10 protein-coding genes and 1 other RNA gene are annotated in these 11,667 nt (G+C 54.8%); 9 read left to right on the top strand and 2 right to left on the bottom strand.

Annotated features, from left to right (window positions below):
• Positions 1-3: 3 nt before the first annotated feature.
• Both EUZ85_RS07045 and EUZ85_RS07050 read right to left on the bottom strand, forming a co-directional pair.
• Positions 4-378 carry a YraN family protein gene (locus EUZ85_RS07045; RefSeq protein WP_127968625.1) on the bottom strand — a complete coding sequence of 125 codons (375 nt, stop codon included), beginning with the start codon at positions 376-378 and terminating at the stop codon, positions 4-6.
• A complete protein-coding gene (locus EUZ85_RS07050; protein WP_127968626.1) occupies positions 378-2,234 on the bottom strand; it encodes a penicillin-binding protein activator in 1,857 nt (618 codons plus the stop codon). The genes EUZ85_RS07045 and EUZ85_RS07050 overlap by 1 nt, the downstream gene beginning before the upstream one ends.
• A 182-nt stretch (positions 2,235-2,416) precedes the next feature.
• Between EUZ85_RS07050 and rsmI the strand changes: the two genes are divergently transcribed.
• The 9 genes from rsmI to mraY all read left to right on the top strand — a co-directional run bounded on the left by rsmI (position 2,417) and on the right by mraY (position 11,663).
• Positions 2,417-3,265 (top strand): 16S rRNA (cytidine(1402)-2'-O)-methyltransferase, encoded by an 849-nt coding sequence (gene rsmI / locus EUZ85_RS07055; protein ID WP_127968627.1) that lies wholly within the window; start codon positions 2,417-2,419, stop codon positions 3,263-3,265.
• Positions 3,266-3,337: 72 nt separating this feature from the next.
• An RNA gene (gene rnpB, locus EUZ85_RS07060) (RNase P RNA component class A) lies at positions 3,338-3,703 on the top strand.
• A 385-nt stretch (positions 3,704-4,088) separates the two neighbouring features.
• Positions 4,089-4,544: a division/cell wall cluster transcriptional repressor MraZ gene (gene mraZ, locus EUZ85_RS07065; protein ID WP_041598950.1), complete on the top strand. Its 456-nt coding sequence runs from the start codon at positions 4,089-4,091 to the stop codon at positions 4,542-4,544.
• 4 nt (positions 4,545-4,548) lie between these two features.
• A complete protein-coding gene (gene rsmH, locus EUZ85_RS07070; protein ID WP_127968628.1) occupies positions 4,549-5,478 on the top strand; it encodes a 16S rRNA (cytosine(1402)-N(4))-methyltransferase RsmH in 930 nt (309 codons plus the stop codon).
• Positions 5,478-5,873, top strand: coding sequence for a cell division protein FtsL (gene ftsL / locus EUZ85_RS07075; RefSeq protein WP_127968629.1), 396 nt, complete (start codon positions 5,478-5,480; stop codon positions 5,871-5,873). Before rsmH ends, ftsL begins: the two co-directional genes overlap by 1 nt.
• Positions 5,870-7,642 carry a penicillin-binding protein 2 gene (locus EUZ85_RS07080; RefSeq protein WP_127968630.1) on the top strand — a complete coding sequence of 591 codons (1,773 nt, stop codon included), beginning with the start codon at positions 5,870-5,872 and terminating at the stop codon, positions 7,640-7,642. Before ftsL ends, EUZ85_RS07080 begins: the two co-directional genes overlap by 4 nt.
• 1 nt (position 7,643) lies before the next feature.
• Positions 7,644-9,170: a UDP-N-acetylmuramoyl-L-alanyl-D-glutamate--2,6-diaminopimelate ligase gene (locus EUZ85_RS07085; RefSeq protein WP_127968631.1), complete on the top strand. Its 1,527-nt coding sequence runs from the start codon at positions 7,644-7,646 to the stop codon at positions 9,168-9,170.
• A 31-nt stretch (positions 9,171-9,201) separates the two neighbouring features.
• On the top strand, positions 9,202-10,533 hold the full coding sequence (murF, locus tag EUZ85_RS07090) for a UDP-N-acetylmuramoyl-tripeptide--D-alanyl-D-alanine ligase (RefSeq protein ID WP_241566979.1): 1,332 nt from the start codon (positions 9,202-9,204) through the stop codon (positions 10,531-10,533).
• A gap of 47 nt (positions 10,534-10,580) precedes the next feature.
• Positions 10,581-11,663, top strand: a complete 1,083-nt coding sequence (gene mraY, locus EUZ85_RS07095) for a phospho-N-acetylmuramoyl-pentapeptide-transferase (RefSeq protein WP_127968633.1) — start codon at positions 10,581-10,583, stop codon at positions 11,661-11,663.
• Positions 11,664-11,667: the final 4 nt, after the last annotated feature.

Here is an 11,667-nt window from a genome sequence, read left to right on the forward strand (position 1 = left end):
GCGTCACCAGCAGCTAAATGCGTCTGGTATCCATTGAAAGCCGGTGTTTGATTTGAGGTTTCCCACGATAGCATCAAATCGGCATGGCATGTTTGTTAAACCTTTCTTCTGAAGGTATATGTTTGCGGCAAGGATAATGCGTTGCTGCTTTTTTTGAGTAATAGATTCTGCTGCGCTGCCAAACTTATCGCTGCTTCTGTGGCGCACTTCTATAAATACCAAGTGCTCGCCGTGTTTGGCGATGAGGTCAATCTCTCCTCCTTTGCAGCGAAAGTTGCGCTCAATGATAGTGAGTCCTTGAGCGCGTGCGAAATTCTCCGCTTGGCTTTCTGCTGCGCGGCCAATATCAATAGACTTGATCAGGCGCTTAAAGGGCATTATTGAGAGATTGGCTCTGGGCTGTTTAACTCTGCTTTCGCCACGCCTCTCTCAAAGATCGCCCATTCCAGAATGCGGCGAATTTGCTGGGCGTCATTCATAAATAGATTTCCTGTTGCGCCTTGTATCTGGCTGTCAGGGAATTGCCGCATGAGGCTGAGTCGTGGTGCGATAGTGTAAGCGTCGGCGCCCATTGCATACAGTCTTTCATAGCGAGTGGTGTCCGCGACATAACGAATATCTTGTTTGAGTGGCAATGACTGGCTCAATAACCAGGGCGTTTCCGTAAAATGAATGCCATTCAAATCATGGTCTTTGTCTGGTTGAGGGACGCCACCGTAAATTTGCGATGTGGCGTAAACAGGCAAGTCGCTGGCATAGTGAAACAGCAGTAAGGGTTTTAGCTGTCTGGCCACATAAGGCGTAGAGATCATGATGATCGCATCAATGTCCTGTCGGCGGCGCGGCTCATACTCAAATTTACCAGCAACTGACTTCAGCTTTCTGGCTCTTTGCTTGCTTGCGTTGATCTGCAGCAGATGGGCGATACCGTCTGAATAGTTTTCGCCCTCTACATATTTGTATGGGATGGGTAAAGGTAGGTTGGCTGCTTCATATTCTCTGTCCAGTACGCTGGCGAGTTTTATCGCCCATGGCGAGTCAGGATAAATCACTGCGACGCCGCGTTTTCCTTCCGACATCAGCTTTCTGGCTATTTGGCGAACTTCGTCTTCGGCGGCCAGCCCGTATTGGTACATGCCGGGAGGTGGAGTGACGCCTTCGTCCAGGTAATTCAATGCGAGCACAGGGGGATCAAGTTCGGGGAATCCTGCGAGCTGGGCGACGGCCTCTTTCTCCAGTGGGCCAATAATCAGGTCGTAGCCTTCCAGCTGCAACGAGAGATAGAGGTCGGCGATATTTTCGATAGAGCCTGAGTCTATAATTTGAATTTCCGGTCCTTGTCCGTTGCTCTCGCTGCTGTTGATATCCTGGTAGTAGGCCGCCAGGAAGCCGTCGCGAATAGCTTCCCCTGCTTTGGCCAGATTGCCGCTTAGCGGCGCCAGCAGTGCGATTTTGCTGGGGCGCTCATTGGGCAGCTCTGCGAGCATCTTGAGTTCGGCGGGGAGTCTTTTTGCTGCGGGATGATCGGCCCATTGCTGGCGCCAGCTTTTCAGGGCCGCCAGTTGCATTTCCAGGCTGAACTGGTTTTGGCGTACGGCGGTAATCAGTTCAAGCCAGCCGCGCCAGTCATAGTCTTGCGCTGTTTCCAGCGCGCGGCTCAGCTCCAAGCTGGGCGTGGCGCGCAAGGCGTTCCAAGCGTCATCCAGTACATGCCAATACTCTTCTCCAGTATAGAGGCCTGATGCGTAAACAAGGAGCTGTGCGGCGTCCAATGAAGAGCCTGTCGCCATAAGCGCTTTGGCGTGCAATTCATTGGCGCGAAGCTGAATGTCCACTGGTCGGCTGGCGAAAGCGCCTGATGGGGCTGCGTTGAAATAAGAAAGGGCTTGGTCTGGTCGGTTCTGCTCCAGGGCCAGTGTGGCGCCGAGGATAATATACTGTTCCATTTGGGGCAGGGTCAGGGTGGTGGAATTGATGGAGTCCACCACTTTTTGTGCGTTTGCGTGGTCGCCTCGCGCCAGGTAAATGTCCAGCGCTTTTAATTTATGGTTGGCCTGCTCGGGCGGTAGCGTATTTTGAGCAAGCTGGAGCTCTCTTTCCGCTTCGTCCTGAGAAGTTGCGCCTTGCGAGCTGGAGTCGCCGCCTTTGACGGGTAAGCCCTCACAGCCGCTTAAAAAAGACAGGAGTAATGTTAAAAGCAGGACGTGCAATGGATAATTATGTTTTCGCTGCATGCGCTTACCAGAGAGCAATAGTTATAAGTCAGGCCGGTTTTATGGTTAACTTAGGCCGGCCGCGGCGGTTATATAATGGCGGCGATATGCGAGAAGCCGAGTGTAAATATAAAAGCAACGGCCATTCTAGCAAAGGCCAAGGTTGGGGTGGAAATTTCAGTTATTAACAAGATGAAAGAATTATGAGCGAAGCAAAGGGTGTTTTATACATAGTAGCGACCCCAATTGGTAATTTGGATGACATGACTCCCAGGGCGGTCGCGATCTTGAAGTCGGTGGACCTGATTGCGGCGGAAGACACTCGGCACAGCGGCAAGTTATTGAGTCATTTTGGCGTTGATGCGCCGATGACCTCTTTGCATCAATTCAATGAAGAGTCGAAAACAGAGCGTTTGTTGTCAGAGCTGGCGGTAGGGAAATCTATCGCTCTGATATCTGATGCCGGGACGCCGCTGATATCGGATCCAGGGTTTCCCTTGGTGCGGGCGACCAGAGAGGCGGGCTTCGTCGTCACGCCAGTACCCGGCGCCTGTGCGCTGGTGGCGGCTTTGTCCGCCTCAGGTATGCCGAGTGAACGGTTTGTCTTTGAGGGGTTTCTGCCCGCCAAGGGTTCCGGACGACGTGGGCGTTTGCAGGAGCTGACTGAAGAGCCTCGGACGATGGTGTTTTATGAGTCTCCTCACCGGATCTTGGCGATGATGGAAGATTTAGAGGCTGTGATGGGGCCCGCCAGGGAGGTGGTGATCGCCAGAGAGTTGACCAAAACCTTTGAGACGATAAAGGCTGGCTGCGTTCAGGAGGTTAAAGCCTGGATGCTGGCGGATGGAAATCAGCAGCGCGGTGAGTTCGTCGTGTTGGTGAAGGGGGAGCGTAAAGAGCAAGGCGACTCTGTGGAAATCAAAGTCTCGCAACTGTTGCAGGCGTTGCTTAAAGAATTGCCTGTTAAAAAGGCGGCGGCGCTGGCGTCTTCATTGACGGGAGTCGGTAAAAATGAGCTTTATCAGCAGGCGCTGGCCTTAAAGGGCGAGTAAGTTTGCGACTTCTTTTGTGACTTGCTGGCGCAAAGCTTGTGTCGGGAGAGGGAAATCGCTAATCTTGCCGCCAGAGCTTGTTAGGCAGTCGCTGTTTCGCATCCTTTATTGGGCGCGGGATGGAGGAAAGTCCGGGCTCCACAGGGCAAAGTGCCAGGTAACGCCTGGGCGGCGCGAGTCGACGGAAAGTGCAACAGAAAGTATACCGCCTAAGTCTGCTTCGGCAGAACGGTAAGGTTGAAATGGTGCGGTAAGAGCGCACCGCATGGCTGGTAACAGTCCATGGCGATGGAAAACCCCACTCGGAGCAAGACCAAATAGGGACCCAATGGCGTGGCCCACGCTGGGTCCGGGTAGGTCGCTAGAGGTGCATGGCGACATGCATCCCAGATGAATGACTGTCCACGACAGAACCCGGCTTACAGACAAGCTCTTCTTTTCTCTTTATAACCCTGAAACTCTTGCGTATGAGAGTTTCAGGGTTAACTTCCCTTAACAATGAAACTGTGCGGCCGATAATTGGGCGTGCACATACCTCGTTTTATTTACCAATGCAGTCTTTATAGCTAAATATTCTTAGATGCGAGCTTGTATCTAAAGAAATTCCCCTAGCGCTTTGATTGCAAAGCTATTTTTGTCTCAAATCTGTCTATTTTTTCCCCTTTTTTTCTGTAACTACTTGTCTTTTAAGAGGAAATTATTGACCCATCCGTAACTTAATCATCTTGAAATGTTGCCTTCCGCTTTCTATAGTGTGTAAAAGTGGGTAAAAGTGGATGATTGTGGTTTTTTGTGGCGAAAACCTTCTGAGATGGGCAAATAAGTGTTTAGAGGGGTCAATGCGATCAACATGGATTCAAAGGGGCGCTTTGCTATGCCGACGCGTTACCGGGATCGTATTGCCGAAATAAGCAATAACCAAATGATTGCAACCATTGATACACAAGAACGCTGCCTTCTGATTTATCCACTGCCGGAGTGGGAGCAGATTGAAAGCCAAATCGCCGCGCTACCCGCGTATAACCCGGCGACTCGGCGTATCCAGCGGCTTTTATTGGGCCACGCCACTGAACTTGAAATTGATGGTGCGGGACGCGTGTTGTTGTCCCAGCCGTTACGTGAATACGCATATCTGGATAAAAAATTGATTCTATTGGGTCAGGGTAAGAAGTTTGAGTTGTGGGACGAAGATCACTGGACGAAGCGGCGCGATGAATATTTGGACGAGGATGCGCTTGGTCAGGATGTCCCAGAAGAACTGATGAACATCGCGCTATAACACTATGGAAAGTAATCAATACGGACACGTAACGGTTTTATTGGCCGAGGCTGTTGAGGCTCTGGGCGTCGAGGCGGATGGGCTTTATATAGACGGCACCTTCGGGCGCGGCGGACACAGTGCGGAGATATTGAAAGCGCTGGGGCCGCAAGGGCGACTGCTGGGTATCGACAAAGATCCACGTGCGAGGCGGACGGCGATGGAAAGGTTTTCTGGCGATGACAGATTTCTATTCCGGCAAGGCTCCTTTGCTGACATGGCCTCGTTTGTTGCGGAACTGCAATGGCCTGGAGTTGATGGCGTACTGCTTGATTTGGGTGTTTCCTCCCCGCAGTTGGATGAAGCCGAAAGGGGCTTCAGCTTTATGCAGGACGGGCCTTTGGATATGCGGATGGACCCGGACAGCGGCCAGTCTGCTTCAGAATGGGTGAATACCGCAAAAGAAGAAGAGATTAGCAAGGTGCTTTGGGATCTGGGTGAAGAGCGTTTTGCGCGACGGATGGCGAAAGCCATTGTGGCGGCGCGTCAGACCCAACCCATTACTCGAACCTTGCAGTTGGCGGAAATAGTCGCGGCGGCTAACCCACGTTGGGAGAAAGGCAAAAACCCGGCGACGCGAGCGTTTCAGGCTATCAGGATATACATCAACAGGGAGTTGGACGATCTGGCCCAAGGGTTGGAGCAGGCGTTCGGAGTGCTTAAGCCGGGCGGGCGTCTGACGGTTATCAGCTTCCATTCTCTCGAAGATCGCATGGTCAAACAGTACATGCGGGATATTGTACGAGGGCCTAAGACTCCGAAATGGCTGCCGGTGGTGGATGATGCGCCGCCAAAAGCCAAATTGGTAGGTAAGAAAATCCGCGCAGGCGAAACTGAGCTCGCGGCCAATGTACGGGCGCGCAGCGCCGTAATGCGTGTATTGGAGAAATGTTGATGATTTTGATTCGTTCTACAGGTCAGGCCACGCCACTGACGACAAGACGCAGCAAAACGGTTCGTGAGCCGATTTTGCCTGTCGTACTGGAGTGGTGGGGTGAGACGTGTCGCCTTGCCGTCAGCATGGTCAAGGGACGGGCGCTGATAACTTTGTCACTGTTGGCGGCTCTGGTGGTGTCCGGCGTCGCTACGGTGTATGCCGTGCATTTGAACCGGCAGCAGTTTATTGAGCTACAGACGCTGCAGCGGGATAAAGACCGCTATGAGCGTGAATGGACCCAGCTATTGCTGGAAGAAAGCGCTTGGAGCGCGCATAGCCGAGTGGAGCAGATTGCGGATCAGCGTTTCGGCATGCATGTGCCTGACGCCACCAAGATAGAGATAGTGAGATGAAAGCCAACGACCGGCGGACAGCTCAGCGTGGCGCCATGGAGCAGGCCGAGAGCGGACAAGCGGCTCCGGCGATGCTCTGGCGTTATTACGCTGTAGCTATCGTGTTGGTCGCGTGTTTTATCGTGCTGGTCTGGCGTGTTATCGACTTGCAGGTGATCAATCATGAATTCCTGCGTTCGCAAGGCGACATGCGCACTGTTCGGGTTGAGCCGATTCAGGCGACGCGCGGCAAGATACTGGATCGTAACGGCGAGCCTTTGGCGGTCAGCGCTCCGGTTGTGACCTTGTGGGCGAACCCGCAAGAAGCGCAGGAGAATGATGAAGGTTGGCATAAGCTGGCGGAGTTGCTCGGTATGCAGTCCGACGAGATGGTGAAGAGACTGCGTCGGCATAAGGGCAAAGAGTTTATTTACGTACAGCGTCAACTATCCCCGGAAACCGGGCGTTTGGCGATGGACCTGAAGCTGCAAGGGCTTTACGCAAAACGCGAATTTAAACGCTATTACCCTGCCGGGGAAGTAGCGGCGCATATTGTTGGCATCACGGATATCGACGAAAAAGGCCAGGAAGGCATTGAGCTGGCTTTTGATCAATATCTACGCGGCGTTAATGGCAGCAAAAAGGTCCTAAAAGACCGCCGCGGATATGTGATTAAGGATTTGAGTCTGCTGCAAGACGCGCAATCCGGTACGGATTTACAGCTCAGTATCGATTTGCGCCTGCAGTATATGGCGTATCGGGAATTAAAGGCGGCGGTTGAGGCGCACCACGCAAAGTCCGGATCACTGGTGATATTGGATGTGAGGACCGGCGAGGTGTTGGCGATGGTGAATCAACCCTCGTTCAACCCCAACAATCGAGACAGTATGAACCCCTCGGGGTTGCGAAATCGGGCGGTGACGGATTTGTTCGAGCCCGGGTCCACTGTCAAACCCCTGTCGATAGCCGCAGCGCTTAAGACAGGGAGTGTTACAGCAGAAACCCGGATCAACACCAGTCCGGGTTTCCTGCGTTTAAATGGGCAGACTATTCGCGACGCTCGTGACTATGGCTCGCTGGACCTGGTTTCCATCATCACCAAGTCCAGTAACGTCGGCACCAGCAAAGTGGCGCTGAAAATTGGCGGAGAAGCGGTTTTTGAAACCTTCTACCAAGCTGGCTTTGGACAGTCGTCCGGTATTGAGTTTCCAGGTGAAGCGGTGGGCGTGCTGCCGAATTTCACCAAATGGCAGCCCATTCGTCTGGCTACTCTGTCATACGGCTACGGGCTGTCTGTAACGACGCTGCAGTTGGCGCAGTCATACATGGCAATCGCCGCAGATGGCGTGCGCAGACCAGTAAGTTTGATTAGGGGCGGGCAGCAAGGTGTTTCTCCGCAACAGGTTATGCCAGCGGGTATTTCCAAGCAGATCAGAGAAATGCTGGAGACAGTGGTGCTGAAAGGCGGCACGGGAACCCGGGCGCATGTCGCCGAGTATCGTGTGGCGGGTAAAACCGGCACCACTCACAAAGTTGGCGAGCATGGCTATGCGGATGACGCCTATAACGCGGTGTTTGCAGGTTTGGCTCCGGTTGAGAAGCCCAGACTGGCCATGGCGATCCTGATGAATGAACCACAGGGCTCGGAATATTACGGCGGAGAAGTCTCCGCGCCGGTTTTCGCCAGAGTGGTGGCCAATGCGTTGCGCCTGCTAAATGTGGCGCCGGATCGGGCTATCCCTGTGGTAGCAGGAGCAAGCGGCTCCGATAGCAAAAGGAATGGAGGCTGATATGCCGGGTGTCGCGCAACAACGACTGGCGGAACTGTTAAAGGGAATTGCGGAGGTGCCGGCCGCTTTGGACTGCTGGGTGTCTGATATCCAGCAGGACAGCAGAAAAGTCACCAGTGGCGCTTTGTTTGTCGCGGCTGAGGGCGTCAGCTCAAATGGCGCTCAGTATGTAGAGGACGCGTTGGCCAGAGGCGCGCGTGCAGTGCTGCTGCCAGGAACGCGTCAGCATGTTTATGAAAAAGGCGATGTGGTCTTTATTGAGCTCGATAACGTGCGGCCAGTAGTTGGGATTATCGCGCACCGTTTCTTTGGTCAGGCGACGCATCGCATGAAAGTGGTGGGTGTCACTGGTACCAACGGTAAGTCCTCCGTCACCCATTACGTTGCGCAACTGGCGGAAGGGATGGGAATGTCGGCGGCGGTAGTCGGAACACTTGGCTACGGTCGCCCGAACAGTCTGAAGGCGACGACGCACACCACGCCGGATGCCGTGTCTCTGCATCGGGTGCTGGCGGAGTTGCGCAACGAAGGCATTGAACTGGTGGCGATGGAGGTCTCTTCCCATGCGCTGGATCAGGACAGAGCGGCGGGCGTTAACTTTGATGTGGCGGTGTTGACCAACATCACTCGGGACCACCTGGATTATCACGGCACGCTAGAGGCGTACGCTGAAGCCAAAAAGCGGCTGTTCCTGTCGGATTCAGTGCGCTGGAAAGTCTTCAATCAGGATGACCCATACGGCGCGCGCTGGGCGCAAGAACTGCAAGGGCCGAAAACGCTGACGTTCAGCGTCGGAAAACGAGATAAGACCGCGGCGAACGTCTGTGCGGAAGACGTACATTTTGACGCGGATGGAATGAGCTTTGAGCTTGATTTTGGCGCGACCCGTGAACCTGCGCGCTTAGCGCTGGTTGGCGAGTTTAATTTATCCAATGCGTTGGCTGCGTGTGCGGCCCTGTCGGCATTGAAGGCGGAACCGCAGGCCGTGCGTCAGCAGATGGCGCGATTAACGCCAGTGACTGGTCGCATGCAGCCGCTGCATGAAGACAAGGCTCCGACTGTTGTGGTGGATTACGCGCACACGCCGGATGCCTTGGAAGTTGCATTGAAGGCGGCGCGCAGGCACTGCCCCGGGCGTCTTTGGTGCGTGTTTGGCTGCGGCGGCGACCGTGATCCAGGCAAGCGGCCTTTGATGGGGGCTGTCGCCGCGCAATATGCGGATGAGGTGGTGCTGACTGATGACAATCCTCGCGGGGAAGATCCGGAAAGTATCGTCGCGCAGATTGTGAAAGGCGTGGAACAAGGCGCGCACTTTCAAGTGGTGCGTCCTCGAAATGACGCCATTCGTTTCGCGGTAGAGCATGCCGCCCGGGAGGATGTGATTTTACTGGCTGGCAAAGGGCATGAGGATTACCAGGAGATTCAAGGGCGGCGCATGCCATTCTCGGACATTGAGATAGCCCGTGACTGTCTGGCCTCTGTCGCTGGCGTACGAGGCGAGAGTAGTTCCGCCAGCGGCGAAATTTGAAAAAGAGATAGTGACGATGATCGGAGACTGGTTGACAAATGACATAGCGAAAGCGGTCGACGGCGCGGCTGAAGGCGACAACGTTGCTTTTACCTGCGTGACGACCGACTCCCGGGCGGATTGCTCCGGCGCTTTGTTCGTTGCGCTGAAAGGCGACCGCTTCGATGGTCATGAATATGTAGACGCCGCCGTCTCTCAGGGCGCTGTCGCCATACTGGCGCAACGCAAAGTGGCGGTGGATGTGGCGCAGATTATTGTCCCCGACAGCCTGATCGGTCTGGGGCGGCTGGGCGCTCTGAACCGGAAGCGCTTTAACGGGCCAGTGGCGGCTGTCACCGGTAGCGCGGGTAAGACCACGGTGAAAGAGCTGCTGGCTTCTATATTGTCTCAGCGCGGCGAGGTCTGTAAGACCCAGGGCAACTTCAACAATCACATTGGCGCGCCATTGAGCCTGCTGCAGTTGACTGACGCTCACAAAAGCGCGGTGTTTGAGCTGGGGGCCAGTGCAGTGGGAGAGATCGCCTACACAGTGGCGCTTGCGCGCCCGCAAGTGGCGATTCTGAATAACGCGGCAGCCGTGCATGTCGAAGGGTTTGGGGATCTGGCGAGCATCGTTAAAGCCAAGGGCGAGATTGTCTGTGGTTTACCTGAAGATGGCGTGGCGGTGCTGAACAAAGATGACGCTAACTTTTCCGCATGGGTGGAAATGGCGGGGGCGCGCAAAGTTATCAGCTTTGGTATGGATGAGTCTGCGATGGTGAGAGCGCAAGACGTGAGCCTGGAGCTGAACGGCTCCACGTTTCGGTTATGCGCGCCGGAGGGAGACATTGATGCGACGCTGCCGTTGCCGGGCGCACACAACGTTCGCAACGCATTGGCCGCGGCGGCCGCCGCACTGGCGTTGGGATGGACTTTGAGTGAAGTGCGCGACGGGCTCGCGTCGGCGGCTCCTGTGAAAGGCCGCATGAACAAGTTACTGGGAATTAATGGGAGTGTCATTCTTGATGACACATACAATGCCAGCCCAACTTCAGTGAAGGCCGCGATTGACGTCCTGGCCCGCTATCCAGGGCGTCGAATCGTTGCGCTGGGGCACATGGCGGAACTGGGTTCTGCTGCGGAGGAAGCACATAGGGAGGTTGCTCAATACGCCAGGGACAGTGGCGTAGAGATGTTATTGGGAATAGGCCGCTGGGCGGCGGAATATCGTGAAGGCTTCGGGGATGCGTCCCCGGTTGTTACTACTCATGACGACATCGCCGCATGGTTGCGCGAGCGCCTGGACCCTAACACTACTGTGTTGGTGAAAGGCTCACGGAGCGCGGCGATGGAAAATGTTGTGAAGCAGATTGTGGAGAAATGAAATCGTATGAACGTCCGTTCATCAAACGCGATGGGAGACGGGGCTAAATGCTAGTCTGGTTAGCTGATTTCCTGGCGCAGTATTTCAGCATTTTCAGTGTGTTCCAGTACCTCACGCTGCGTGCGATCCTGGGTGTCTTAACGGCGCTGCTGATCTCTTTGCTGGTGGGTCCGGTAATGATTCGCAAGCTCAGCTATTACCAGATCGGGCAAGCGGTCAGAGACGATGGCCCCGAGAGCCATTTCAGCAAAGCCGGCACGCCGACCATGGGCGGCGCTTTGATTTTGGTGGCGATTGCAGTGAGCACCTTGCTGTGGGCGGACCTGACCAATCGCTACGTCCTGATCACACTGGGCGTGACCCTGTTGTTCGGCGCTATCGGCTGGGTGGATGACTGGCGCAAAGTCGTCGAGAGAAACCCTAAAGGTCTGCCGGCGCGCTGGAAGTACTTCTGGCAGTCCGTGTTCGGCTTTGGCGCGGCCGTCGTGTTATTCAAGACCGCTCATTTGCCGCAGGAAACGACGTTGATCGTTCCCTTCTTCAAAGATGTCACCTTGGCGCTTGGCGTGGGGTTTGTCCTGTTGACCTATTTTGTCATCGTGGGCGGCAGTAATGCCGTCAACCTGACTGACGGCCTGGATGGACTGGCGATTATGCCAACCGTCATGGTGGGCGGCGCCTTGGCCGTGTTCGCTTATTTGTCCGGTCACGTGAAGTTTGCAGAATACCTGCATATTCCTTATCTGCCGGGAACCGGCGAACTAGTGATCTTCCTCGGGGCGCTGGTCGGCGCAGGATTGGGCTTTCTCTGGTTCAACACTTATCCGGCGCAAGTGTTCATGGGCGATGTTGGCGCACTGGCGCTTGGCGCCGCGCTTGGCGTTGTGGCGGTCATCGTCCGTCAGGAACTGGTGTTTTTTGTAATGGGCGGCGTGTTCGTAATGGAGACGGTGTCCGTGATTCTACAGGTGGCGTCATACAAGCTGACCGGAAGGCGTATATTCCGCATGGCTCCGTTGCACCACCATTTTGAGCTCAAAGGCTGGCCGGAGCCGAGAGTTATCGTACGGTTTTGGGTCATAACCGTAGTGCTGGTGCTGATTGGTTTGGCGACGTTGAAGATCAGGTAATTCG

The organism is Hahella sp. KA22 (assembly GCF_004135205.1).
Taxonomy (GTDB): Bacteria; Pseudomonadota; Gammaproteobacteria; order Pseudomonadales; family Oleiphilaceae; genus Hahella.

What these genes read in the sequence shown, in the direction of transcription:
- EUZ85_RS07045 (WP_127968625.1), bottom strand. Translation starts at nt 378, where the DNA reads ATGCCCTTTAAGCGCCTGATCAAGTCTATTGATATTGGCCGCGCAGCA.
- ftsL (WP_127968629.1), top strand. Translation starts at nt 5,478, where the DNA reads ATGATTTTGATTCGTTCTACAGGTCAGGCCACGCCACTGACGACAAGA.
- EUZ85_RS07085 (WP_127968631.1), top strand. Translation starts at nt 7,644, where the DNA reads ATGCCGGGTGTCGCGCAACAACGACTGGCGGAACTGTTAAAGGGAATT.
- rsmI (WP_127968627.1), top strand. Translation starts at nt 2,417, where the DNA reads ATGAGCGAAGCAAAGGGTGTTTTATACATAGTAGCGACCCCAATTGGT.
- mraY (WP_127968633.1), top strand. Translation starts at nt 10,581, where the DNA reads ATGCTAGTCTGGTTAGCTGATTTCCTGGCGCAGTATTTCAGCATTTTC.
- EUZ85_RS07050 (WP_127968626.1), bottom strand. Translation starts at nt 2,234, where the DNA reads ATGCAGCGAAAACATAATTATCCATTGCACGTCCTGCTTTTAACATTA.
- rsmH (WP_127968628.1), top strand. Translation starts at nt 4,549, where the DNA reads ATGGAAAGTAATCAATACGGACACGTAACGGTTTTATTGGCCGAGGCT.
- EUZ85_RS07080 (WP_127968630.1), top strand. Translation starts at nt 5,870, where the DNA reads ATGAAAGCCAACGACCGGCGGACAGCTCAGCGTGGCGCCATGGAGCAG.